Source organism: Streptomyces sp. NPDC002742 (genome assembly GCF_042888885.1).
Lineage (GTDB): Bacteria > Actinomycetota > Actinomycetes > Streptomycetales > Streptomycetaceae > Streptomyces.
In genome coordinates, this window is the sequence record NZ_JBIAQF010000037.1 from 15765 (window position 1) to 39064 (window position 23300).

Annotated in this window: 20 protein-coding genes; 14 read left to right on the plus strand and 6 right to left on the minus strand. The window is 71.3% G+C overall.

Annotated features, from left to right (window positions below; translation table 11 throughout):
• Positions 1-23 precede the first annotated feature (23 nt).
• Positions 24-1199 (plus strand): imidazolonepropionase, encoded by a 1176-nt coding sequence (gene hutI / locus ACFYW8_RS39700; RefSeq protein WP_389090501.1) that lies wholly within the window; start codon positions 24-26, stop codon positions 1197-1199.
• Positions 1200-1454: 255 nt separating this feature from the next.
• Here the strand turns inward: hutI and ACFYW8_RS39705 are convergent, their stop codons facing one another.
• Both ACFYW8_RS39705 and ACFYW8_RS39710 read right to left on the minus strand, forming a co-directional pair.
• Positions 1455-3035 (minus strand): ricin-type beta-trefoil lectin domain protein, encoded by a 1581-nt coding sequence (locus ACFYW8_RS39705; RefSeq protein ID WP_389090505.1) that lies wholly within the window; start codon positions 3033-3035, stop codon positions 1455-1457.
• A gap of 439 nt (positions 3036-3474) precedes the next feature.
• Positions 3475-4404: an RNA polymerase sigma factor SigF gene (locus tag ACFYW8_RS39710; RefSeq protein ID WP_365880603.1), complete on the minus strand. Its 930-nt coding sequence runs from the start codon at positions 4402-4404 to the stop codon at positions 3475-3477.
• A 238-nt stretch (positions 4405-4642) separates the two neighbouring features.
• Between ACFYW8_RS39710 and ACFYW8_RS39715 the strand changes: the two genes are divergently transcribed.
• The 6 genes from ACFYW8_RS39715 to ACFYW8_RS39740 all read left to right on the plus strand — a co-directional run bounded on the left by ACFYW8_RS39715 (position 4643) and on the right by ACFYW8_RS39740 (position 10510).
• Positions 4643-5011 (plus strand): STAS domain-containing protein, encoded by a 369-nt coding sequence (locus ACFYW8_RS39715; RefSeq protein ID WP_389090509.1) that lies wholly within the window; start codon positions 4643-4645, stop codon positions 5009-5011.
• Between the two features lie 299 nt (positions 5012-5310).
• A complete protein-coding gene (locus tag ACFYW8_RS39720; protein WP_389090512.1) occupies positions 5311-5892 on the plus strand; it encodes an ATP-binding protein in 582 nt (193 codons plus the stop codon).
• Between the two features lie 439 nt (positions 5893-6331).
• Positions 6332-7072 carry an LPXTG cell wall anchor domain-containing protein gene (locus tag ACFYW8_RS39725; RefSeq protein ID WP_389090515.1) on the plus strand — a complete coding sequence of 247 codons (741 nt, stop codon included), beginning with the start codon at positions 6332-6334 and terminating at the stop codon, positions 7070-7072.
• Positions 7073-7101: 29 nt separating this feature from the next.
• Complete coding sequence (locus ACFYW8_RS39730; protein WP_389090518.1) at positions 7102-8082, plus strand: hypothetical protein; 981 nt, start codon at positions 7102-7104, stop codon at positions 8080-8082.
• A gap of 17 nt (positions 8083-8099) precedes the next feature.
• Positions 8100-9197 carry a hypothetical protein gene (locus ACFYW8_RS39735; RefSeq protein ID WP_389090644.1) on the plus strand — a complete coding sequence of 366 codons (1098 nt, stop codon included), beginning with the start codon at positions 8100-8102 and terminating at the stop codon, positions 9195-9197.
• 62 nt (positions 9198-9259) lie between these two features.
• Positions 9260-10510 (plus strand): hypothetical protein, encoded by a 1251-nt coding sequence (locus ACFYW8_RS39740; RefSeq protein ID WP_389090649.1) that lies wholly within the window; start codon positions 9260-9262, stop codon positions 10508-10510.
• Positions 10511-10652: 142 nt separating this feature from the next.
• Here ACFYW8_RS39740 and ACFYW8_RS39745 read toward each other — a convergent pair whose 3' ends face one another.
• Positions 10653-12149, minus strand: coding sequence for an oligopeptide:H+ symporter (locus tag ACFYW8_RS39745; RefSeq protein WP_389090521.1), 1497 nt, complete (start codon positions 12147-12149; stop codon positions 10653-10655).
• 526 nt (positions 12150-12675) lie between these two features.
• On the opposite strand from ACFYW8_RS39745, the gene ACFYW8_RS39750 reads away from it, so the two are divergent.
• Complete coding sequence (locus tag ACFYW8_RS39750) at positions 12676-13353, plus strand: response regulator transcription factor (protein WP_018566970.1); 678 nt, start codon at positions 12676-12678, stop codon at positions 13351-13353.
• 391 nt (positions 13354-13744) lie between these two features.
• A complete protein-coding gene (locus tag ACFYW8_RS39755; RefSeq protein WP_365880615.1) occupies positions 13745-15028 on the plus strand; it encodes an ATP-binding protein in 1284 nt (427 codons plus the stop codon).
• A gap of 36 nt (positions 15029-15064) precedes the next feature.
• On the opposite strand, the gene ACFYW8_RS39760 is transcribed toward ACFYW8_RS39755, so the two are convergent.
• A complete protein-coding gene (locus ACFYW8_RS39760) occupies positions 15065-15613 on the minus strand; it encodes a GtrA family protein (RefSeq protein WP_389090527.1) in 549 nt (182 codons plus the stop codon).
• A 208-nt stretch (positions 15614-15821) separates the two neighbouring features.
• On the opposite strand from ACFYW8_RS39760, the gene ACFYW8_RS39765 reads away from it, so the two are divergent.
• From ACFYW8_RS39765 to ACFYW8_RS39775, 3 genes are read left to right on the plus strand one after another with little or no spacing between them, the layout of a single operon-like run.
• Positions 15822-16982: a 5-(carboxyamino)imidazole ribonucleotide synthase gene (locus ACFYW8_RS39765; RefSeq protein ID WP_389090530.1), complete on the plus strand. Its 1161-nt coding sequence runs from the start codon at positions 15822-15824 to the stop codon at positions 16980-16982.
• On the plus strand, positions 16979-17503 hold the full coding sequence (gene purE, locus ACFYW8_RS39770; protein ID WP_151471261.1) for a 5-(carboxyamino)imidazole ribonucleotide mutase: 525 nt from the start codon (positions 16979-16981) through the stop codon (positions 17501-17503). The genes ACFYW8_RS39765 and purE overlap by 4 nt, the downstream gene beginning before the upstream one ends.
• A 59-nt stretch (positions 17504-17562) precedes the next feature.
• Entirely contained in the window at positions 17563-18741 is a 1179-nt protein-coding gene (locus ACFYW8_RS39775; protein WP_389090655.1) for a dipeptidase, read from the plus strand.
• A 259-nt stretch (positions 18742-19000) separates the two neighbouring features.
• Here ACFYW8_RS39775 and ACFYW8_RS39780 read toward each other — a convergent pair whose 3' ends face one another.
• Complete coding sequence (locus ACFYW8_RS39780; protein ID WP_365880621.1) at positions 19001-19360, minus strand: VOC family protein; 360 nt, start codon at positions 19358-19360, stop codon at positions 19001-19003.
• Between the two features lie 111 nt (positions 19361-19471).
• Between ACFYW8_RS39780 and ACFYW8_RS39785 the strand changes: the two genes are divergently transcribed.
• A complete protein-coding gene (locus tag ACFYW8_RS39785) occupies positions 19472-20014 on the plus strand; it encodes a CGNR zinc finger domain-containing protein (protein ID WP_389090536.1) in 543 nt (180 codons plus the stop codon).
• A 390-nt stretch (positions 20015-20404) separates the two neighbouring features.
• On the opposite strand, the gene ACFYW8_RS39790 is transcribed toward ACFYW8_RS39785, so the two are convergent.
• The gene (locus ACFYW8_RS39790) at positions 20405-21748 is read right to left on the minus strand and encodes a UDP-glucose/GDP-mannose dehydrogenase family protein (protein ID WP_365880625.1); all 1344 of its coding nucleotides are present in this window, start codon (positions 21746-21748) and stop codon (positions 20405-20407) included.
• Positions 21749-21938: 190 nt separating this feature from the next.
• On the opposite strand from ACFYW8_RS39790, the gene ACFYW8_RS39795 reads away from it, so the two are divergent.
• On the plus strand, positions 21939-23096 hold the full coding sequence (locus ACFYW8_RS39795; protein WP_389090540.1) for an acyl-CoA dehydrogenase: 1158 nt from the start codon (positions 21939-21941) through the stop codon (positions 23094-23096).
• Positions 23097-23300: the final 204 nt, after the last annotated feature.

Consider the following 23300-nt stretch of genomic DNA (forward strand, 5'->3'; position numbering starts at 1 on the left):
GTCCCGCCACCCCTGAGGACGCCATGAGCAGCACGACCGTCATCACCAACATCGCCAGTCTGGTCACCAACGATCCCTCCCAAGGTGACGGATCCCCGCTCGGTCTGATCCAGGACGCGGCGCTCGTCATCGACGGCGACCGCGTCGCGTGGACCGGTGAATCAAGCAAAGCACCCGCCACTGACAACCGGGTCGACGCCGGTGGCCGCGCGGTGATCCCGGGCTTCGTCGACTCCCACTCGCACCTCGTCTTCGCCGGTGACCGCACCCAGGAGTTCAACGCCCGGATGTCGGGCCGCGCGTACAGCGCGGGCGGCATCCGCACCACCGTCGCCGCCACCCGCGCCGCCTCCGACGAGGAACTGGAGCACAACCTCACGCGCTACCTGCGCGAAGCCCTCCGCCAGGGCACCACGACCTTCGAGACCAAGTCGGGCTACGGCCTGACCGTCGAGGACGAGGCCCGCGCGCTGCGCATCGCCGCCTCGCACACCGACGAGGTCACCTACCTCGGCGCGCACATCGTCCCGCCGGACTACGCCGACGACCCGGCCGGCTATGTCGCGCTGGTCACCGGCGAGATGCTCGACGCCTGCGCCCCGTACGCCCGTTGGGTGGACGTCTTCTGCGAGAAGGGCGCCTTCGACGGCGACCAGGCGCGGGCGATCCTCACGGCCGGCAAGGCGAAGGGACTGCACCCTCGGGTGCACGCCAACCAGCTCTCGTACGGCCCCGGAGTCCAGCTCGCCGTCGAGCTGGACGCGGCGAGCGCCGACCACTGCACGCACCTGACGGACGCGGACGTCGACGCCCTCGCGAGCGGCGACACCGTGGCGACCCTGCTCCCCGGCGCCGAGTTCTCCACCCGCGCCGAGTGGCCGAACGCCCGTCGGCTCATCGACGCGGGCGTCACGGTCGCGCTGTCCACCGACTGCAATCCCGGCTCGTCCTTCACGTCGTCCGTGCCCTTCTGCGTCGCGCTCGCGGTGCGGGACATGCGGATGACCCCCGACGAGGCCGTGTGGTCGGCGACCGCGGGCGGCGCGAAGGCCCTGCGCCGGGACGACGTCGGCCGTCTGGCGCCGGGCGCCTACGCGGACCTGGCCCTGCTGGACGCTCCCAGCCATGTCCACCTGGCCTACCGTCCGGGCGTCCCGCTGGTCACCGGCGTCTGGCGGCGCGGCGTCCGCGAGGTCTGAGGATCCGGCGGTCCGTGGACCCGCGGCCTGACGGGCGGCGGGTCTGCCGGTCAGAGGGTGCGGGTCCAGGGGGCCTGACGGGCGGCGGGCCGAACGGGCGAGGGCGCGGGTCCAGTGGGTCTGAGGGTGCGGGTCTGCTGGTTCGAGGGTGCGGGCCCAGTGGGTTCGAGGGTGCGCCCAGCGCGGGTCCGAGTGCGGGCTCGGGCTGTCCGAGGGGGTTGGCCGGCGGGATCCGGACGGGATCCGGAGGGTCCGTCAGCTGGTGCCCGCGCGCCAGCGCTGGCCGGTACCCCCGTTCAGCGGCACCAGGGACAGTCCGCCGTCGCCGTCCGGTGTGACCGCCGTCTCGATGGCCACGGCCGGGCGGATGACGCCGTCCCCGTCGACGGTGAACCGCAGGTTGTCGGCGTGGTCGCCGTCGAGCGAGGAGCACTCCCAGATGCCCACGCCCTTCTCGACGGAGCCACGGCTGTCCAAGCAGAAGCTGTCGTCGGCGGCGGACCGGAGGGAACCGCTGCCGGCGTCGACGCGCCAGCGCTGGGTGGAGGAGGAGTCGCACGGCGCCGTGACGACGTCCGTGCCTTTCGTCAGATCGCCGTCGCGGATGTCCAGGCACAGGCCCGAGGCCACGTTCACCACCTGGGCGTAGGCGCTGCCCGGCGGGCGGAACGCGACGGTCGGGGTCGGCTTCGGGCTCGGTGACTTCGGCGGCGCCGAACTATGGGCCGGGGAGGGCGACGCGGAGGTCGCCGAGGGCGAGGGCGAGGCCGACGGCGTGGGGGCCGACGGGGTGACCGGGACCGTGGCCGTGACGGTCACCGGAGGCGGGCCCGACGGCGTGGAGACCGAGCCCGCCGCGTCCGCGGAGGGTGTGCCGCCCGTGGAGAGCATCAGGAACAGGACCGGCGCCAGGGCCACGCCGAGCGCTGCCGCGGAGGTCAGGACGAACCGGCGGGACGGCGGCCAGGGCAGCACCGACGCCCTTGAGCCGGTGATGGGTCCGGGCGGGAGGGGACCTGCCCCGGGCACGTCGTCCGTGACGTACGCCGTCCCCGCCCACGGCAGCAGGCCCTCGGCCAGCGCGGAGCGCGGATGGTCGCGCAGGGCGGTCAGTTCCCCGTACGCGGTCGAGCAGTACGCGCAGCGCGCCATGTGGGCGTGCAGGTCGGTGCTGGAGCGGGGGTTGTCGGGCCGCACCGACTCCTCGATCAGCCGGCGGAAGTCTCCGCAGCGCGGATCGTCGGAGGCGGCGAGCCGGGACTTGAGACAGGCCTGGCCCAGGGACTGGAGCGCCTGGTCCGTGCCGTACGTGATGTCCTCGGGACTGAGGCCGAGCAGGACCCCCGTCCGTTGTGCGGGCTCGCGCTCCACGACCGCGTACCAGATGAGTCCCTGGGCACGGGTCGGAAGGGACTGGAACGCGGGGAGCAGGGACGGGACGGGACCGGCGGGGCCCGCTGTGCTGAGGACGAGGAGCAGACCGGGGTCGAGGCCCGCGGCCCGCTGGTCCCGGGCCCATGAGGCGGCCACCCGTCCGGCCAGCAGCAGGAGTTGGTGCCGCCACGGGACGTTCGGGTCGATGCCGCGCGCTGTCTCGCGGGCCGCCAGGGTGAACGTCTGCGCCGCGAGCTGTCCGGCCCCGGACTCGCCGGTGGTGCACAGCCGGGCGTAGGCGAGGACCGAGGCGCGGTGGCGTCCGCGGAGCTCCTGGAGGGCGGCGTACGCGGTCGAGGTACCGCCGCGCAGCAGTTCGGTCAGCCGCGCGTCGGACGCCCCCGCGGGCAGCCCGTTGCCCTCGGCCGTGGTCTCTCTGTCGGCCGGGTCGCCCTGCGCCATGTTCGTCCGCCTCCTCGCACCTGGTGCCCCACTCGCCCCGTCCTGACGTACCAGCCAGTTTGGGATGCCCATAGTGGCGGGAACGGTCCTGTGGGGAAAGAGTTGATGAGTGGATTTCCTCGCGGAGCGGCGCCGAACTTGCCTGTGTGGCACAGAGGTTGCTCGGGGCGGCAGAGGGATTTCCTGTGCGGCGCGGGACTTCTCCGCGGACCGGGGTGGCTGGCAGGGGCCGGGTCGTGCTGTCCGACGGGAGACGGGCCGGGGTGGCAGGTACGCGGGCCGGGGTGGCCGGTACGCGGGCCGGGCCCGGGCTGCCCGCAAGGACACCGGGCCAGGGTGGCCCGTACGGAGACCGTGGTGGGCGGGCAGCGGCGGAGCGGTCCGGCGCTGCCGGCGCCGGACCGCTCGGATGCGCGGCCTCAAGGGCCGCCGAGCCCTGTCACTCCTCGACGGTCAAGCCCTTCCGGAGTCGCACGAGGGTGCGCGACAGCAGCCGGGAGACATGCATCTGGGAGATGCCGAGTTCGTCGCCGATCTCGGACTGGGTCATGTTCGCCACGAACCGCAGCGAGAGGATCTGCCGGTCGCGCTGCGGGAGTTCCGCGATGAGCGGCTTGAGGGACTCCACGTACTCGATGCCTTCGAGTCCGTTGTCCTCGTAGCCGATGCGGTCCGCGAGCGCGCCCTCGGAGTCGTCCTCCTCGGGCTGGGCGTCCAGCGAACTGGCCGTGTAGGCGTTGGACGCGGCCATGCCCTCGACGACCTCGTCGCGGCTGATGCCGAGCCGTTCCGCGAGCTCGTTCACGGTCGGGGCGCGGTCGAGGCGCTGGGCCAGTTCGTCGCCGGCCTTGGCCAGGTCGAGCCGGAGCTCCTGCAGCCTGCGCGGCACCCGCACCGACCAGGAGGTGTCGCGGAAGAAGCGCTTGATCTCGCCGATGATCGTCGGCATCGCGAAGGTGGGGAACTCGACCCCGCGGCTCAGCTCGAACCGGTCGATCGCCTTGATCAGGCCGATGGTGCCGACCTGGATGATGTCCTCCATCGGCTCGCTGCGGGAGCGGAAGCGGGAGGCGGCGAACTTCACCAGCGCGAGGTTGAGTTCGACGAGTGTGTTGCGGACGTACGCGTGGTCGTGCGTGCCCTCTTCGAGGGACTCCAGTCGCGCGAAGAGTGTCTTGGACAGAGCCCGTGCGTCCACCGGCCCCACCTCGTCGTACGGGGGGATCTCGGGAAGTCCGGCGAGTCCGGTGAGTTCGTCGACTCCGTCGGTTCCGGTTCCGTCGACGTGCTCCAGGGATTCCGGAGAAGGTGTCGACATCGCCGTCCGGGTCTGGGATGCGTCGAGCCGGGGTGACATGGTGTCCTCCATCGTTCTCGGCATATGGCCGCCGATGCCGATACGTGCACTGCGGTGTGCGGCGCCTCCAAAGCCGGCCGGGTCGGACAGGTGTCTCTACTAGCCCTACCCGGTTTCCCGAACTCGCCGCAAGTGCCCTCTGTGGCGAAAGGTCCATTTTCGGGGGGTTGTTCGGGTGTCGGGTGTCGTAGAGAAGGCGTAGTGTTCGAGTGCGTACATCAGCAGTCGCGACGCTCGGAAGAGAGACGGAATGGACCGCGGGACAGTCGGCAGCGCACAGTCTGGCCGGCTTCTTGTCGAGGTGCGGGAAGAGGGCACAAGTGCCGTCGTGACCCCCGCGGGTGAGCTCGATCACCACACGGCCGATTTGTTGCGTGAGCCACTCGAGGAGTGCCTCGAAAAGGGGTATGCGCGACTCGTCATCGACTGTTCCCGTCTGGAGTTCTGCGACTCCACCGGGCTCAATGTGCTGCTCGGCGCCCGGCTGAAGGCCGAGGCCGCGGGTGGCGGGGTCCACTTGGCGGCGATGCAGCCGGTGGTGGCCCGGGTCTTCGAGATCACCGGGGCGGAGGCCGTCTTCACCGTGCACGACACGCTCGAGGCGGCCCTGGCCGGCTGATCCGGCTGCCCTCTGGTCATGGTGCCGTCAATGTCCCAGATGCCCCTGTGTGATCGACGCGTTACCCGCGTCACAGGTTCCGTGCCGAATAAGTGGGTGTTCGGACGGTTCCGTCGGGCAGGAGACATCCTGGATGCGTCGGCGGCGCACATGCCGGCAGCCGACGCGGCGGATTTCGGTGATCCGCGCGTGGCGAAAGCCGTTGATCCATCCGTACTGAGCACTGCTTACTGAGTACTGCGTACTGAGTCTTGAGAGTCTTGAATCGTGAACCGGTGAATCGGTGAGGTGAAGCGCTGATGAGCACCACCCGGCCTTGCTCGCCGGGCGACCGCGGTCCGGAGTCGGGCGACGGCGGCGCTTCCGCGGTGTCCGCGCGGAGCGCGGCGCCCGTGGACGGCGCGGCGCCCGTGGACGGCGCGACGCCCGTCGACGGCGCCTCCCCGGTCGGCGCTGCCCCCGTGCCCGTCGGCCGCCAGGCCCGCAGGCTGAGCCTCGACGGCGAGAGCGGCGTCGTGCCGCTCGCCCGCGACTTCGCCCGGCAGGCGCTGTACGCCTGGGGCTGGCTGCCCGCCGCGAGCGCCGACCGGCGGGCGGCCGCCGAGGACGTCCTGCTGGTCGTCTCCGAGCTGGTCACCAACGCCTGTCTGCACGCCGAGGGCCCGGACGAACTCCGGATCTCCTGCGACAACAAGGTGCTGCGCATCGAGGTCTCCGACCGCGGGGCCGGTCAGCCCGCCCCGCGCACCCCGCACCGCGCCGGTCGCCCCGGTGGCCACGGCATGTTCATCGTGCAGCGGCTCTGCCTGGACTGGGGGGTCCTGCGGATGCCCGGAGTCGCGGGCAAGACGGTGTGGGCGGAGCTCGGCGCCCCGGCGTAGCCGCTCGCCCCACTTGCGCCGGCCGCCCGTCCGCGCCGCTGATCCCGTCCGGCCGGCCTGTCTGCCGAGTTCCCTGCCCGGCCGTCCGGCCGGCCTGTCTGCCGAGTTCCCTGCCCGGCCGAGGGACCTGCCCGCTCGGCCCACTTGGTCTCGCCCGCCGGTTCGACCTGCCGGACCGTCCACGCGAACCGCCCGGCCGGTTCTGCCGGTTCGGCCGGCGGTTTGCTCCAGGGCGCCCTTCCCCGGCGGTGTTCGCGAACGACCCTCCAGGCACCCGCCTTTGGTTACCCGCGGTTCGAACCCTTCTTCGTGCGTCACCCGGTGCGCGCCGGATCCCCACGGATCCGGCGCGCGCTTTGTCTTCCCTCCACAAGTCCCCGGGCGTACCTTGACGGCCGATCTGATGTTCCGTCAGGAAATGCCGAGCACGCCGTCAGGAATGAGGGGCAGGCCCGTGTCGTACCGGACGTACCAGAAACGAACCGCCGCGCTCGCGTTCGCCGCGGCCCTGGCCGGCTCGGCGGTGCTGATGGCCGCCCCCGCAGCCCAGGCCGACGTGGTGGACGTCAACTACCAGTGCAAGACGCCGATCGGCGACAAGAGCGCCGTCTCGCCCATCGACATCAAGGGCGTCAAGAGCGGCAGCGCCTACAAGCTCACCATGTCCTGGCAGAAGGGTGTCTCCTCCAGCCCGGTCGAACTCGGCAAGGGCGCGATGACGCCGAGCGCCGTCATCAAGCTGGGCGGCGTGGACAGCGGCACGGTGGCGGTCAGCGGACCGGCCAACGCGGCCGCCATTCCCGCCAACACCCCCATCAAGATCAATGACTTGAGCGGCACCTACACGCCGAAGAAGTCCGGCAAGGTCACCTTCACCGCGGGCGTCCTCACCATCAAGGCGCTCGGCACCACGACCACGTGCACGCCCTCGAACAGCCCCAAGCCCTCGCTCACCCTCGACGTCACGGCCGCCGGCGGTTCGGGCTCGTCGACTTCGGGCTCCTCGGGCTCCTCCGGGTCCAGCGGGGCCCAGAGCGGCACCGACTCCGGTGGTTCCCTCCCGCAGACCGGTCCCGAGGACTCCGTGATCGCGCTCGGCACCCTCGGCGGCACGGTCGTGCTCGCGGGCACGGCGGGCGTGCTGTGGCTGACGCGCAGGCACCAGGCGGTACGCCGCTGAATTCCCGCACCACGACCTGGAGCCGCCGCATGCCGTACGCACTCCCCGCTGCCCGCGTGCTGGGCCTGACCCTGGTGCTGCTGAGCGCCGCACCGACGGCCCTGGCCGCCGAGGGCTGGTCCGTCGTGCCGGCCGCGGGAGGCACGCCCGACGGACGGCCCTGCGTCTACGCGGAGGGCGCGCCCGGCACGGTCCTCCAGGACTCCGTGTCCGTGTTCAACCCGGGCGCGCGGCCCCTCACCGTCAGGCTGCGCGGCGCCGACGCGGACAACACCGCAGACGGCGCCTTCACCGTGCGCGAGCGGCCGACGGACACGGGCGCGTGGATCGCCTTCGCCGGACACGCGCGCGGCCGCAGGGCCGCGGTGCGGGACCTGTCCGTGCGGGTGCCCGCGCACACCCGCGCCGATGTGCCGTTCGCCATCGGTGTCCCGGCCGGGGCGGCGCCCGGTGACCATCCCGGCGCGATCGTCGCGAGCGGCGACGGCCGCACCTCCGCGGTCAATGTCCAACTCCGGGTTTCGGGACCGACGTTGTCGGCGCTGACCGTCGAGCACGTCAGGGTGGACGACGGACGGATCTCCTACGAGCTGGTCAACCGCGGCACCACGGTCCTCGCTCCGCGGCTCGCCGTGCACGTCGACGGGGTCCTCGGCGCCCTGCTCGACCGCGCCCCGCGCCCGCTGCCCGTCGAACTCCTGCCGGGCCGCCGCGTCACGCTCCACGAGCCCTGGACCGGCCCCCCGGCGCTCGACGCGGCCGACGTGCGGCTGACGGTGACGGCGGAGGGCGGTGTGCACGCGACGGCGACCGCGTCGGTCCGGTTCGTGCCATGGGTGGCGGTGGCCGGGGCCGGGTGCCTCCTCGCGGCGGTGGGCGCCTTCTTCGTCGTACGGCGTCGGGGGCGGCCCGGGGAGTGGGGGCCATGGCGTCGCGGGCGCCGTACGGGGGACGGCGGGGCGAGTGAACAGCCGCGTACGGAAGTCGAGTTGACGGGAGCGGTGTCGTGAGCGTCCTGGGCGGCAAGATGCGGACGGCGGCACTGGGGGCGGTGCTGGCGCTCGTCCTGGTCCCGTTGGCGGGGGCGACCTGGGCGTTCCCGGCCTCCGCCGCCGGAAGACCGAGCGTGACCTTGTCCAAGTCCGAGGCGGGGGCGGGTGGTTCGGTCACGGTGACCGGCAGCGGATGGCGCCCCGGGGTGCTGCTGATGATGCTGGTCTGCGGGCAGTCCGTGCCCTCGCGCGGAGTGATCGGCGGCACCAACTCCTGTGCCAACGCCGACGGACGGGCCGTGACCACCGACGCCAAGGGCGGCTTCAGCAAGAATCTGCCGGTCGCCGAGCCGCCCAAGCCGTGCCCGTGCGTGGTGCACGTCGCCGCCGTCACCGGTGAGAAGGCCGAGGCGGACGCCATCTTCATGGTGGCCGGCCACTCGGTCGCGCCACTGCCGAAGGAGGAGGGCGGAGGCCGGCTCTCGGCGCTTACCGACACCCGGCTCGACGGGTCGAGCGGTCTGCTGACCTGGTTCGGATCGCCTCCCTCGCGCACCCTCGTCCTCACGGTCGGCAACGTCGGCACCGCCCCGGTGAAGAACCCGGTCTTCGAGGTCGGCACCTCCCACGGGGTGTTCGCCCCTCAGTGGGAGGAACAGCAGTGGCGCGGCAGCGTCGCGCCCGGCCGCAAGGCGCTGATCAGGCTTCCGGTCGAGCTGTCGGCCGGGGCGCACGGCGACTACACGGTCTCGCTGAAGTACGGCGGGAAGGTGCTCGCCGAGCAGCCGTGGGGGGTGGGCCGCCCTTGGGGCGTGACCGTCTTCTGGATCCTGCTCTGCGTGGTCGTCCCGGCCGCGGTCTTCCGGGTCGGCATGGCCGTGGTGGACCGGGTGCGCCCGCGCGGGCCGGCCGGGCGGACCGGCCGGCACCGGGGTCTGCGGCTGACCGAGCTCACACTGCGCCTGCCCAGGACGGGCCCCACCCCGCGGACACCGGCGGACGCCTCGGCCTCCCCGGCCCCGGCCCTGCCGTGGTTCACCCCGGACAACGATCCGGGGACCGCGGCCAACGGTCAGCTCTCCGCACCGCAAGAGAACGGTCCGACGACGCAGACGAGAAAGGGACCCACGTGAGCACGCAACGGAGAGTGGTACCGGCCGCCGGCCGCAGGGCGGGCGCGGCCGGGGTCGCGCTGATGCTCGGCGGTGCGGGCATCCTGCTCGGGGTGGCAGCCGCCCCGGCGCAGGCCGCCGAGGTGGCGTACAAGACGGAATGCGTTCCGCCCTCGATCTCCGGGCTGCCCCCGGTGGAGGGCACCACCAAGGTGGAGATCACGGCGCCCGCCGAGGCGAAGGCGGGCGACGAGGTCACCATCACCTGGAAGTTCACCCAGGCCGCCTCGAAGAACCCCGATGTCCTCGATCTCGACGCGGACACCGTCAAGCCCACCGGGACGCTGAAGGCGGGCGGAGCGCAGACGGCCGACATCGCGATGGAGGGGCCGCGGTCGAACCCCGCGATCCCCAAGAACAGCGACATGAAGCTGTCCGACATGACGGGCAAGCTGAAACTGACGGCGGCGGGCGATGTCACGCTCACCCCGGACGCGTACAACATCAATGTCAGCAAGCCGATCTCCACCGACACCAAGTGCACGCCCAAGGAGACGGTGAACTCCTCCGCGACGATCAAGGTGACGAGCGGCGGCGGGACGGGCGGCACGCCGACTCCGACGCCGACGCCGACGCCGACGCCCACTCCGACCCCGAGCGGCAGCGGGACCGGCGGAGGAAGCGACACCGGCGGTTCCGGCAGCGGGCAGACCGACTTCACGGGCAAGGAGGTCTCGGTCCCCTACGCGTGCAAGACGCCCATCGGAGACAAGAGCGCCACCTCACCCGTGCAGATCAACGCCAGGAAGAACGGCGGGAGTTACGACCTCACCGTGCAGTTCAAGAAGTCCGTGATGGACAGCCCGGCCGACATCCCCGCCGACTCCGTCAAGCCGTCGATGGAGGTGGCTCTCGGAGGCGCCGACAAGGGCACCGTGCATGTCGAGGGCCCGACCAACGCGGCCGCGATCAAGTCCGGCGATCCCATCGAGGTCCCCGACCTGACGGGCACCTACAAGCCGGGCGCGACCGGTTCGTCCACCCTGTCCCCGGGTGTGCTGACGGTGATGGCCCTGGGCACGACGACGACCTGCACCCCGACCAGGTCGGAGGTCTCCCTGACCCTGGACACCTCGGCGCAGGCGAGCGGCGCCTCGGGCGGCGGGTCCACCTCGTCCGGCTCGGGTTCCGCCGGTACGTCGTCCAGTGGCGGCCTGGCGGAGACGGGCTCCGACAGCCACAGCGCGCTCAAGGCGCTCGGACTGGTGGCGGGCACGGTCATCCTGCTGGGCGGCGCGGTCTTCACCTTCATGCCGGGGCGCCGGACGCGCTGATTCTGCCCGTGCCCCTCGATCCGGTCGTCGCCACGGCCGTCGGCCGGCGCACGGGAGGGGTTGCGGCGGCCGGCCGCGGAAACGGCGAAGGGCCGCCGCACCGAACGGTGCGGCGGCCCTTCGCCGTGTCGTGGGACGGACGTCAGTGGACGTCGCCCATGAGCGTCTTGACCTTCTTGCGGTACATCCACACCGCGACACCGGCGATCACGGCGAGCGTGGCCTCCAGGGCGACGATGCCCGTCTTGTTGAGGTCGACGTTCGCGATGGAGAGCAGACCGGTCGTGGCGTCACCCGCGGTGACGGCCAGGAACCAGACACCCATCATCTGGGAGGCGTACTTCGCCGGAGCCATCTTCGTGGTGACGGAGAGGCCGACCGGGGAGAGCGTCAGCTCACCGACGGTCTGCACGAAGTAGATCGCCACCAGCCACATCGCGGCCGCCTTGTGACCGCCCTCGGCGATCGTCAGCGGGGCCAGGAAGAGGAAGAACGACGCGCCGATCAGGATCAGACCCGAGGCGAACTTCGTCGCCGTGCTCGGCTCCTTGCCGCGCTTGTTCAGCCACAGCCAGGCCCAGGCGAAGACCGGGGCGAGCGCCATGATCATGACCGGGTTCACGGACTGGTACCAGGAGACCGGGAACTCCCAGCCGAAGATCGTGTTCTTCGCGGACTCGTCGGCGAAGATCGACATCGTCGAGCCGCCCTGGTCGTAGATCATCCAGAAGACGGCCGCCGCGACGAAGAACCAGATGTACGCGGACATCTTCGACTGGTCGGCACGGTTCAGGGACTTGTCCCGCTTGATGCGCCCGATGACCATGACGGGGATGACCAGACCGGCGATCGTGATCGGGACCAGCAGCCAGTTCAGCGTGTAGTGGCCCGAGAAGCCGACGATCGAGTAGAAGACGACGGCGACAGCGGCCCACAGCGCGGACTTGCGCAGCGTCGCCTTCTTCTCCTCGGCCGTCAGAGGCGTGGGGACCTCGTGCGAGCGGGCGCTGAGGTGACGGCCGCCGAGCAGGTACTGGACGAGGCCCAGCGCCATGCCGAGCGCGGCGAGGGCGAAGCCCAGGTGCCAGTTCACGTTCTCACCGACGGTGCCGATGATCAGCGGAGCGGCGAAGGCGCCGAGGTTGATGCCGACGTAGAACAGCGTGAAGCCGCCGTCGCGGCGCGCGTCGTCCGGGCCCTCGTAGAGGTGGCCCACCATCGTGGAGATGTTGGCCTTCAGCAGACCGGAACCGATCGCCACGAGGCCGAGGCCGCCGTAGAAGGTGCCCGATGAGGGCAGAGCCAGCGTGAGGTGGCCCAGCATGATGATCACGCCCGCGACGGCGACCGTCTTGCGGGGACCGAGGACACGGTCGGCGAACCAGCCGCCCGGCAGGGCGAGCAGGTACACCAGGGAGAGGTACACCGAGTAGATCGCGGTCGCGGTGGCCGCGCTGAGGTGCAGACCGCCCGGTGCCACCAGGTACAGCGGGAGCAGTGCCTTCATGCCGTAGTAGGAGAAACGCTCCCACATCTCGGTCATGAAGAGAGTGGCCAGTCCGCGGGGGTGGCCGAAGAAGGTCTTCTCGGAACCGGGGATCCCCGGAGTCACCGAGTCCTTCGTCAGGCTGGACGCCATGGTCGTTCCTTGCTGGTCTGGGACGCGCGGTTGGGTGGTCCCCCGTGCTCCGGTGCAACCGAGAGCTCGGGAGGGTTACGCGCCCATGAGGGACGGCCGGCACCGGCGGGGTTCGGCGTCCGTCCCCACGCCCACGGGGAGTCCGCTCCGGATTACGAAGCGGCGGACGGCGACCACCGGGATCCACGCCCGTGACGCATCAGTGCGTCCGGGCCCGGCCACAGGTCTTTCCTTCAAGGCTGGCTGACACCAGCCCGCACACAGAAGAGACCTTCAGCATCAAGTGCACGCCAAAGGTCCCGATGTAGTGCTTGAGGCGTCTGGTCACCATACGACATGGCAATGCGGCATATGGAAGGACTTGAGACATGGATCACAGGCGATCATGGAACCGCAGACGATCATTCGAAGGTGTTCTTCAGGATCGCATCCCATACCCGCAGGTAAGAAACACCCGGATGGAGGGTGTGAATCACGGAGGCGGATCACTGCCCGGGCGTCGTGTGCGGCGGACTACCATCACCCCATGACCCGTGTACTGCTCGCCGAGGACGACGCGTCCATCTCGGAGCCGCTGGCCCGTGCCCTGCGCCGGGAGGGTTACGAGGTCGAAGTCCGCGAGGACGGACCCACCGCGCTCGACGCCGGTATGCAGGGCGGCGTCGACCTGGTCGTCCTGGACCTCGGACTGCCCGGCATGGACGGCCTGGAAGTCGCCCGCCGGCTCCGCGCCGAGGGCCACACCGTGCCCATCCTCATCCTGACCGCGCGCGCCGACGAGGTGGACACCGTCGTCGGCCTCGACGCGGGCGCCGACGACTACGTCACCAAGCCGTTCCGGCTCGCCGAACTCCTCGCCCGGGTACGGGCGCTGCTCCGGCGCGGCGCGGCCGAGCCCCAGCAGCCGCCCGCCACCCACGGCGTGCGCATCGACGTCGAGTCGCACCGCGCCTGGATGGGCGACGAGGAACTCCAGCTCACGGCCAAGGAGTTCGACCTCCTGCGGGTCCTGGTGCGGGACGCCGGCCGCGTGGTCACCCGCGACCAGCTCATGCGCGAGGTCTGGGACACCACCTGGTGGTCCTCCACCAAGACCCTCGACATGCACATCTCCTGGCTGCGCAAGAAGCTCGGCGACGACGCGGCGAACCCCCGCTACATCGCGACGGTACGAGGGGTCGGCTTCCGCTTCGAGAAGAGCTGAGGCTTCGTCGGACCGGGCGCCCCGGCCCAGGACTCCGGCCCCTCGGGCGCCGGCGCCCGCCCGAGGGCCCCGGCCTCCGCGGCGTTCCCGCGGCGCCGGAACGGGCCGTCGGGCAGCCGCCGGTCCGGCGTTCTCCGGGCCCTGCCCGCGTGAGGCCCCGCCGAAGGGACCGGCGGGGCGACGACGATCCCGCCCTGCGCCCTGTGCCCTGTGCCCTGTGTGTGGGGGGGCACGGTACGAAAGCCCGGTACCGTCCGGGCCCCGCGCACGGGACACCCCCCAGGGCCGCGAGGGGAAACCCGCGCCCCAGGACAGGCCCCCGGACCGGCGCCGCGCCTGGGCCGCGAACGTGCACACTGGTCCCGGTACAGCCATCTGCCCGGAGGGCCCCGTGCGTCGCCGTCTGATCCAGTCCACCCTCGCCGTCGTGCTCGTGGTGATCGCCGTCTTCGGCGTCTCCCTCGTCATCGTCGAGACCCGCACGATCAGCAACAGCGCCCAGGAGCGCGTGGACTCCGAGGCGCTGCGTCTTGCCAGCATCGTGGACAGCCGCATCCTCGGCGACGAGAAAATCACCGGCACCACGTTCAAGAACCAGGTCACCGACCGCCGCTACGCCGTGATCAGGATTCCGGGCCGCGATCCCATCGAGGTCGGCAGCGAGCCCACCGGCGACGTCATCCAGTACACCGCCAGGGGCGAGTCGGGCGAGACGGTCACCGTCCAGGAGCCCCGCTCCTCGGTGACCAAGGAAGTCGGCCGGACACTCCTGGTCATCGGCGCCGTCGCCCTGCTCGCGATCGTCGCCGCCGTCCTCCTCGCCGTGCGCCAGGCCAACCGCCTGGCCTCCCCGCTCACCGACCTCGCCGAGACGGCGGAACGGCTGGGATCCGGCGACCCGCGCCCGCGCCACAAGCGGTACGGCGTTCCCGAGCTGGACCGGGTCGCCGACGTCCTGGACGGCAGCGCCGAGCGCATCGCCCGGATGCTCACCGCCGAGCGCCGCCTCGCCGCCGACGCCTCCCACCAGCTTCGGACACCCCTGACGGCGCTCTCCATGCGCCTGGAGGAGATCACCCTCACCGACGACCCCGACACGGTGAAGGAGGAGGCGACGATCGCCCTGACGCAGGTGGAACGCCTCACGGACGTGGTCGAGCGCCTGCTCACCAACGCCCGCGACCCGCGTACCGGCTCCGCCGTCTCCTTCGACCTCGACGAGGTCATCAAGCAGCAGCTGGAGGAATGGCGCCCGGCCTACCGCAGCGCCGGCCGCGCGATCGTCAGCTCCGGCAAACGCCATCTGCAGGCGGTGGGCACCCCCGGCGCGGTCGCCCAGGTGCTCGCCGCACTGATCGAGAACTCGCTCATGCACGGCGGCGGCACGGTCGCGCTGCGTACCCGCGTCACCGGCAACCAGGCAGTCGTCGAGGTCACCGACGAGGGCCCCGGTGTCCCCACCGACCTCGGCGCCCGCATCTTCGAGCGCACCATCAGCGGCCGCAACTCCACCGGCATCGGTCTAGCCGTCGCCCGCGACCTCGCGGAGGCCGACGGCGGCCGCCTGGAGATGCTCCAGGCCCAGCCCCCGGTCTTCGGCCTGTTCCTGTCCCGGACCCCGCTGAAGCGGTCGCCACGGCTCCCGGAGGACGATGAGGAGCGGACGGTCAGGTAGGGCGGCGGACAGTCGGACGGGGTCGGCCCGCTCGGTTCACGCGGGCCCGCGGGCGTATCGATTCATCGCCTCGGGGTCCGAGTCCTCGTCCAGGAACGATTCGGCGCTGGCCACCGCCTGCCGGGCCGGAAGCGTCCGGAACACCCAGGTGCGGTACGACCAGAAGCGGAAGAGGGTCGCGACGGCGATGCCGAGGAACTTGAAGACGTTGCTCTGCAGCGGGCTGTCCCAGCCGAAGCCGTACGTCGCCGCGTACAGCACACCGTTCTCGATGACCAGTCCCACCACGCTGAACAGCAGGAAGAGCGTCAGCTCCTTGGTGCGGCCACCCTTGTCGCGGTCCCGGTAGGTGAAATAGCGGAACCCGATGTAGTTGAAGACGATGGCGACGACCGTGGCGACGACACTGGCCCGCACGACCTGCAGGCCCGTGAGATGGCGTACGAGGTTGAACACGAGCAGGTTGACGAGCAGCCCCGCACCGCCCACCGCGCCGAACTTGGCGACCTCACGAAACAGCAGGTCGAAGCGGCGGCGAACCGCGCTGCGAGACCCCGCTCGAGGCCCCGATGAAGCACTGCCCATGGTGTCGCCAGCCCCTGTCGGTGGGTCGTGTCGCCTGCTGCGTCGGTGGAGGACGGTGGATTACGCCAACCAGCCCATGCTAACCAGCGCCCCCGCACGGTGCCTGTGGATGGCCTCACAGGTAAGAAAAGACGCGGTCACCGGCAGGGAAAATCGGGCGTATCGCCGCGGAAACCGGCCACTGTGGCGCGGCCGATACTCTTGGAGCGTGACGTTCCCGGTAGTCGGCATGGTCGGCGGGGGTCAGCTCGCTCGTATGACACACGAGGCGGGCATCCCGCTCGGCATCAAGTTCAAGCTCCTCAGTGACACTCCTCAGGAGTCCGCGGCGCAGGTCGTCGGCGATGTCGTCGTCGGCGACTACCGCGACCTCGACACGCTGCGCGAGTTCGCGCGGGGCTGTGACGTGATCACCTTCGATCACGAGCACGTCCCGACCGAGCACCTGCGGGCCCTGGAGGCGGACGGCATCCCCGTCCGGCCCGGCCCCGACGCGCTCGTGCACGCCCAGGACAAGGGCGTGATGCGCGCGAAGCTCGACGAGATCGGTGTGCCGTGCCCACGGCACCGCATCGTGACCGACGTCGAGGACGTCGCCGCGTTCGCGGCGGAGGGCCTCGCCGAGGGGGCGGAGGGCGACGGCTTCCCGGTCATCCTGAAGACCGTCCGCGGCGGCTACGACGGCAAGGGCGTCTGGTTCGTCCGCTCCCTGGAGGAGGCCGCCGACCCGTTCCGCGCGGGCGTCCCCGTCCTCGCAGAGGAGAAGGTCGACTTCGCGCGCGAGCTCGCGGCGAACGTCGTCCGCTCCCCGCACGGCCAGGCCGTCGCGTACCCCGTCGTCGAGTCCCAGCAGGTCGACGGCGTCTGCGACACCGTGATCGCCCCGGCGCCCGGCATCGCCGAGGAGCTGGCCCTGGAAGCGCAGGAGCTGGCGCTACGCATCGCCAAGGAGCTCGGCGTCGTCGGGCACCTGGCCGTGGAGCTCTTCGAGACCCACGACGGACGCATCCTCGTCAACGAACTGGCCATGCGCCCGCACAACTCGGGCCACTGGACCCAGGACGGCGCGATCACCTCCCAGTTCGCCAACCACGTGCGCGCGGTCCTCGACCTCCCGCTCGGCGACCCGCGTCCGCGCGCCAGGTGGACGGTCATGGCGAACGTCCTCGGCGGCGACTACCCCGACATGTACTCCGCGTACCTGCACTGCATGGCCCGCGACCCGCAACTGAAGATCCACATGTACGGCAAGGACGTGAAGCCCGGCCGTAAGGTCGGCCACGTCAACACCTACGGCGACGACCTGGACGACGTCCTCGATCGCGCCCGGCACGCAGCCGGCTACCTGAGAGGCACGATCACCGAATGAGCCCCGTTGTAGGCATCGTCATGGGTTCGGACTCCGACTGGCCGGTCATGGAGGCCGCGGCCCAGGCGCTGGACGAGTTCGAGATCCCCTACGAGGTGGATGTCGTCTCCGCGCACCGCATGCCGCACGAGATGATCGCGTACGGAGAGCAGGCCGCGGAGCGCGGGCTCAAGGCGATCATCGCGGGCGCCGGCGGCGCGGCCCACCTGCCCGGGATGCTGGCGTCCGTCACCCCGCTGCCCGTCATCGGTGTACCCGTCCCGCTCAAGTACCTCGACGGCATGGACTCGCTGCTCTCCATCGTGCAGATGCCGGCCGGTGTGCCCGTCGCGACCGTCTCCGTCGGCGGCGCCCGCAACGCCGGTCTGCTGGCCGCCCGGATGCTCGCCGCCCACGACGAGGAACTCCTCGGCCGGATGCGGGAGTTCCAGCAGGAGCTGAACGACCAGGCCACCGAGAAGGGCAAGCGGCTGCGCGCCAAGGTCGAGGGCGCCGCCGGCGGCTTCGGCTTCGGGAAGTGACGCGGATGTCCTCGTCCTCCCAGGCCCCCGAGTCGTCCTCCCAGGCCCCCCGGTCCTCGCTGCCCTCGCTCGACCGTGCCCGCGCCCTGCTCGGCGAGTTCCCCGTCGTCGACGGGCACAACGACCTCCCCTACGCGCTGCGCGAGCAGGTCCGCTACGACCTCGACGCCCGTGACATCGCCGCCGACCAGAGCGCCCACCTGCACACGGACCTGGCCCGGCTGCGGGCCGGCGGCGTCGGCGCCCAGTACTGGTCGGTGTACGTCCGCTCGGACCTGCCCGGCGCGCTCACCGCGACGCTCGAACAGATCGACTGCGTACGGCAGTTGATTGACCGTCACCCGACGCACCTGCGTGCCGCGTTGACCGCCGCCGACATGGAGGCGGCGCGCGCCGAGGGCCGTATCGCCTCCCTCATGGGCGCGGAGGGCGGGCACTCGATCGACAACTCCCTCGCCGCCCTGCGCGGGCTGTACGCGCTCGGCGTCCGCTACATGACCCTCACCCACAACGACAACATCGCGTGGGCGGACTCGGCCACGGACGTTCCCGTGGTGGGCGGCCTGTCGTCCTTCGGCCGAGAGGTCGTCCGGGAGATGAACCGCGAGGGCATGCTCGTGGACCTCTCGCACGTGGCCGCGACGACCATGCGCGACGCGCTCGACACCTCCGTCGCGCCGGTGATCTTCTCCCACTCCTCGGCGCGCGCGGTGTGCGACCACCCGCGCAACATCCCGGACGACGTGCTGGAGCGGCTGCCCGCCAACGGGGGAGTGGCGATGGTGACGTTCGTGCCGAAGTTCGTTCTCCAGGCGGCGGTCGACTGGACGGCCGCGGCCGACGAGAACATGCGCGCGAACGGCTTCCACCACCTCGACACCACCGCTGGGGGCATGAAGGTCCACCGTCTCTTCGAGGAGGACAACCCGCGCCCGATCGCCACGGTGTCGACGGTCGCGGACCACCTCGACCACATGCGCGAGGTGGCCGGCATCGACCACCTCGGCATCGGCGGCGACTACGACGGCACGGCGTTCACCCCGGACGGTCTTGACGACGTGTCCGGCTATCCGAACCTGATCGCCGAACTCCTCGACCGCGGCTGGTCGTCGACGGACGTGGCCAAGCTGACCTGGCAGAACTCCGTGCGCGTGCTGGGCGCGGCGGAGGACGTCGCCCGCGACCTCCAGTCCCGGCGAGCACCTTCGAACGCGACGCTGGAGCACTTGGACTGCTGACCGGAAGCGCCCTGGGCCCCTGGCCACGGTGGCGGTACCGCGAGCACCGCTGTCCGGGACCGCCCACCCGCGGGACCTCGTCGAGGACGCGCCCTGCGCGGCGCGGACTTCACGGCGCGGGCTTCACGGCCCGCGCCGCCCGGCGGCGCGGGCAGCCGTCCTCCGCGAGGATCGCCGACCTGGACGGCTGACCGCCGCCGGCGCCGCCGCGGGAGCGGGGCGGTCCGGCGGCGGAGACCGGCTCCTCGCCCGGGTGCGCTCAGCCGGCGCAGAGACAGAACGGGTGCCCCGCCGGGTCGGCGTACACCCGGAACGTACGCGACCTGTCCTCGGTGTCCAGCGGCGTCGCGCCGAGCGCCAGCACCCCCTTCTCCGCAACGTCCAGATCGTCGACCTTCAGGTCCAGATGGAACTGCTGCGAGCCGTCGGCCGAGGGCCATCGCGGCGGTACGTGTCCGGGGGCGGCCTGGAACGCCAGCTGCCGGCCGCCGGGCACCTCCAGGTCGACCCAGTCGGACTGGTCCGTGATGGTGCCGCCCAGCACCCCGGCGTAGAACTCCGCCAGCGCGCGCGGGTCGGGACAGTCCAGGACGACGACGTCCAGTTCGGCGAGAGCCATGACTTCCTCCGTGGGATCTCCAGCAACACCGATGAATGACCAGTTACCCGTAAACCGCTTCAAGGAGTAACGGTTACTGCATGGTCCCGCATAAGAGGTAACGTCGCAAGCATGAATGACCGAGCGCCCGCACCCGGCGGTCTGGCCCTGATCCAGGACCTGGTGAACACCCTGGACATCGAGTCGGGCGCCGACTCCCTGGACACGCCCGAGGGGCTGGCGCGCTTCGGTCTGGCGGCGGGCGAGGCGGAGGGCGCGCGCGAGCTGCGCGAGTCGCTGCGGGCGGTGTGCCTGGCGCACGCGGGCCATCCGGCGCACCGGAGGGTGGCACCCCTCGATGAACTCCTCGCCGGCGCGCCCCTGCGGGTGACGGTCGACGAGGACGGCGGGGCCGCGCGCCTGGTCCCCGCCACAGAGGGGACCAGGCGCGTCCGCTCCGCGGCTTCTTCGGACTCCCCGGCCCCCCTGGCCTTCCGGATCGCCGCGGCTGTCGCCGAGTCGCTGGTCGAGGGAACCTGGCCACGGCTGAAGGCGTGCGAGGCCCCGACCTGTCATTGGGCGTACTACGACCGCTCGCCTGCGGGCCGCGGTCGCTGGTGCTCGATGTCGGTGTGCGGGGCACGTGCCAAGATGCGCCGTTACCGCGCCAAGTAGGAATCGGCCGCGGAGAACCTGGCAGGACGCCGGACCGGGGGCCGGACCAGGGGCCCGACCAGGGCCAGGCCAGGAGTGGACCTGACGGCCGGCCGATCCGAAGGCCGCACCGGAAGGCGCCAGGAATCCCGACCCAGGAATCCCGACCCCGGAATCCCGACCCCGGGAGCCCGACGCAACCCCGGTCCGGCTTCCGGTCCGGCTTCCGGTCCGGCCCCGGGTCCGGCGGCAGGCGGGGAGCCGGACGAAGTCCGGAGGTCTCCGGTCACCGCACAGCCAAGTGGTGCAGAATGCAACCGACGCCGGTCCGGCCGACTGAGCCTCGGCCGGACCGGCGTCGTCCGCGTCAGACCTGGACGGGCGCCCCGAAGGCGCCCGTCGGCGGTGGTCTCAGGCGGTGGGCCGCCCCATCGCCCGGTACGTCCAGCCGGCCCGGCGCCACGTCTCCGGGTCCAGCGCGTTGCGCCCGTCCAGCAGCACCCGGGACGTGACCGCCTCGCCCAGCGTCGCCGGGTCCAGCTCGCGGAACTCGCGCCACTCCGTCAGGTGCAGGACGACATGGGCGCCCCGGACGGCCTCCACGGCGGAGTCGGCGTACCCGAGCGTCGGGAAGAGCCGCTTGGCGTTCGCCATGCCCTTCGGGTCGTAGACGGTGACCTGGCCGCCCTGGAGGTGGATCTGCCCGGCGACGTTCAGTGCCGGCGAGTCGCGTACGTCGTCCGAGTCCGGCTTGAAGGTCGCGCCGAGCACGGCGACCCGCCTGCCGAGGAACGAACCGCCGCCGAGCGCCTCACGGGCCATCTCCACCATCTGGCCGCGGCGCCGCATGTTGATGGTGTCGACCTCGCGGAGGAAGGTCAGCGCCTGGTCGGCGCCCAGCTCGCCGGCGCGCGCCATGAAGGCCCGGATGTCCTTGGGCAGACAGCCGCCGCCGAAGCCGATCCCGGCCCGCAGGAACTTCTTCCCGATCCGCTCGTCGTGCCCTATGGCCTCGGCCAGCTTGGCCACGTCACCGTCGGCCGCCTCGCAGACCTCGGCCATCGCGTTGATGAAGGAGATCTTGGTGGCGAGGAAGGAGTTCGCGGAGGTCTTCACCAGCTCGGCGGTCGGGAAGTCGGTCACCACGAAGGGCGAGCCGTCGGCGACCGGCGTCACGTAGACCTCGCGCAGCAGCTTCTCGGCGCGCTCGCTGCGCACGCCCACCACGATCCGGTCGGGGTGCAGCGTGTCGTTCACGGCGAAGCCCTCACGCAGGAACTCCGGGTTCCAGGCCAGCTCGGCGTCCGCACCGGCGGGCGCGAGCTCGACGAGCCGGGCGGCCAGTCGGGCCGCCGAGCCGACCGGCACGGTGGACTTGCCGACGACGAGCGCGGGACCGCGCAGATGCGGCGCCAGCGACTCGAAGGCCGCGTCGACGTACGACATGTCGCAGGCGTACTCGCCGTGCTTCTGGGGCGTGTTCACGCAGACGAAGTGGACGTCGCCGAAGGCCCCGACCTCGGCCCAGTCCATGGTGAAGCGGAGCCGGCCCGTGGAGCCCTCGATCCCGGCCACGTGCTTGCGCAGCAGCTCTTCGAGACCGGGCTCGAACATCGGGACCTCGCCCCGCTGGAGCATCTCGATCTTCTCCGGCACCACGTCGAGCCCGAGAACCTCGAAGCCGAGCTCGGCCATGGCCGCGGCGTGGGTGGCGCCGAGGTAGCCGGTGCCGATCACGGTGATCTTGAGGGCCATGGGTGCTCCTGAGGTGTGCGGCGTCGGTGCGCGCCCGAGCATAGTCGGGGCGTGGGGGAGCGCTTTCACGGGCGGTTTTCCCTCCTGTCGCCAAGCTCACGTATCCGTCTGGCGGGCAGGCCCTTAAAATTTGTGTTACTTAACGGTAGTTAGCGCAGCCAGCACAGCATCACTTGGAGCGTGAGAGACCTTGGCCGGATCGGCTGATTTCGACCTGTACCGCCCGTCCGAGGAGCACGACATGCTCCGGGACGCGATCCGTTCGCTGGCCGAGGCGAAGATCGCGCCGTACGCAGCGGCGGTTGACGAGGAGGCCCGCTTCCCGCAGGAGGCGCTGGACGCCCTGGTCGCCAGCGACCTGCACGCGGTGCACGTGCCCGAGGAGTACGGCGGCGCGGGCGCCGACGCCCTCGCGACGGTCATCGTGATCGAGGAGGTGGCCCGCGTCTGCGTGTCCTCCTCCCTGATCCCCGCGGTGAACAAGCTGGGCTCGCTGCCGGTGATCCTCTCCGGCTCCGAGGACCTGAAGAAGAAGTACCTGGGCCCGCTCGCCAAGGGCGACGGAATGTTCTCGTACTGCCTCTCCGAGCCGGACGCCGGTTCGGACGCGGCCGGCATGAAGACGAAGGCCGTGCGCGACGGAGACTTCTGGGTCCTGAACGGCGTCAAGCGCTGGATCACCAACGCGGGCGTCTCCGAGTACTACACGGTCATGGCGGTGACCGACCCGACGAAGCGCTCCAAGGGCATCAGCGCGTTCGTCGTCGAGAAGTCCGACGAGGGCGTCTCCTTCGGTGCCCCGGAGCGCAAGCTCGGAATCAAGGGCAGCCCGACCCGCGAGGTCTACCTCGACAACGTCCGTATCCCCGCCGACCGGATGATCGGCGAGGAGGGCACCGGCTTCGCGACCGCCATGAAGACGCTGGACCACACCCGCGTCACCATCGCGGCCCAGGCCCTCGGTGTCGCCCAGGGCGCCCTCGACTACGCCAAGGGCTATGTCCAGGAGCGCAAGCAGTTCGGCAAGCCGATCGCCGACTTCCAGGGCATCCAGTTCATGCTCGCCGACATGGCCATGAAGATCGAGGCCGCCCGCCAGCTGACGTACGCGGCCGCCGCCAAGTCGGAGCGCGGCGACAAGGACCTGACTTTCCAGGGCGCCGCCGCCAAGTGCTTCGCCTCGGACGTCGCCATGGAGGTCACCACGGACGCCGTCCAGCTCCTCGGCGGCTACGGCTACACCCGCGACTACCCGGTGGAGCGCATGATGCGCGACGCGAAGATCACCCAGATCTATGAGGGCACGAATCAGGTGCAGCGGATCGTGATGGCGCGCAACCTGCCGTAGCACGCGGCCCGTTGGCGGCGGATCGCTGGCGGATCGCCGGCCGGGCGGCAGTGGGATCGGCCGCGGATCGACAGCGAAAGGGGAGAGGCACCGGACCGGTGCCTCTCCCCTTTCGCTGTCCCGCCCCGGGTCTCACGGCCGGGCCGGCGACCGGCCACCGCACGGAGCGGTGGGTCGGTTCGCCGGCAACGGCGCGTGGAGGTG

Bases quoted from the DNA above. Each gene is read 5' to 3' on its own strand.
- hutI (WP_389090501.1), top strand. From the start codon at position 24: ATGAGCAGCACGACCGTCATCACCAACATCGCCAGTCTGGTCACCAAC.
- ACFYW8_RS39705 (WP_389090505.1), bottom strand. From the start codon at position 3,035: ATGGCGCAGGGCGACCCGGCCGACAGAGAGACCACGGCCGAGGGCAAC.
- ACFYW8_RS39710 (WP_365880603.1), bottom strand. From the start codon at position 4,404: ATGGAGGACACCATGTCACCCCGGCTCGACGCATCCCAGACCCGGACG.
- ACFYW8_RS39715 (WP_389090509.1), top strand. From the start codon at position 4,643: ATGGACCGCGGGACAGTCGGCAGCGCACAGTCTGGCCGGCTTCTTGTC.
- ACFYW8_RS39720 (WP_389090512.1), top strand. From the start codon at position 5,311: ATGAGCACCACCCGGCCTTGCTCGCCGGGCGACCGCGGTCCGGAGTCG.
- ACFYW8_RS39725 (WP_389090515.1), top strand. From the start codon at position 6,332: ATGAGGGGCAGGCCCGTGTCGTACCGGACGTACCAGAAACGAACCGCC.
- ACFYW8_RS39730 (WP_389090518.1), top strand. From the start codon at position 7,102: ATGCCGTACGCACTCCCCGCTGCCCGCGTGCTGGGCCTGACCCTGGTG.
- ACFYW8_RS39735 (WP_389090644.1), top strand. From the start codon at position 8,100: ATGCGGACGGCGGCACTGGGGGCGGTGCTGGCGCTCGTCCTGGTCCCG.
- ACFYW8_RS39740 (WP_389090649.1), top strand. From the start codon at position 9,260: ATGCTCGGCGGTGCGGGCATCCTGCTCGGGGTGGCAGCCGCCCCGGCG.
- ACFYW8_RS39745 (WP_389090521.1), bottom strand. From the start codon at position 12,149: ATGGCGTCCAGCCTGACGAAGGACTCGGTGACTCCGGGGATCCCCGGT.
- ACFYW8_RS39750 (WP_018566970.1), top strand. From the start codon at position 12,676: ATGACCCGTGTACTGCTCGCCGAGGACGACGCGTCCATCTCGGAGCCG.
- ACFYW8_RS39760 (WP_389090527.1), bottom strand. From the start codon at position 15,613: ATGGGCAGTGCTTCATCGGGGCCTCGAGCGGGGTCTCGCAGCGCGGTT.
- purE (WP_151471261.1), top strand. From the start codon at position 16,979: ATGAGCCCCGTTGTAGGCATCGTCATGGGTTCGGACTCCGACTGGCCG.
- ACFYW8_RS39780 (WP_365880621.1), bottom strand. From the start codon at position 19,360: ATGGCTCTCGCCGAACTGGACGTCGTCGTCCTGGACTGTCCCGACCCG.
- ACFYW8_RS39785 (WP_389090536.1), top strand. From the start codon at position 19,472: ATGAATGACCGAGCGCCCGCACCCGGCGGTCTGGCCCTGATCCAGGAC.
- ACFYW8_RS39790 (WP_365880625.1), bottom strand. From the start codon at position 21,748: ATGGCCCTCAAGATCACCGTGATCGGCACCGGCTACCTCGGCGCCACC.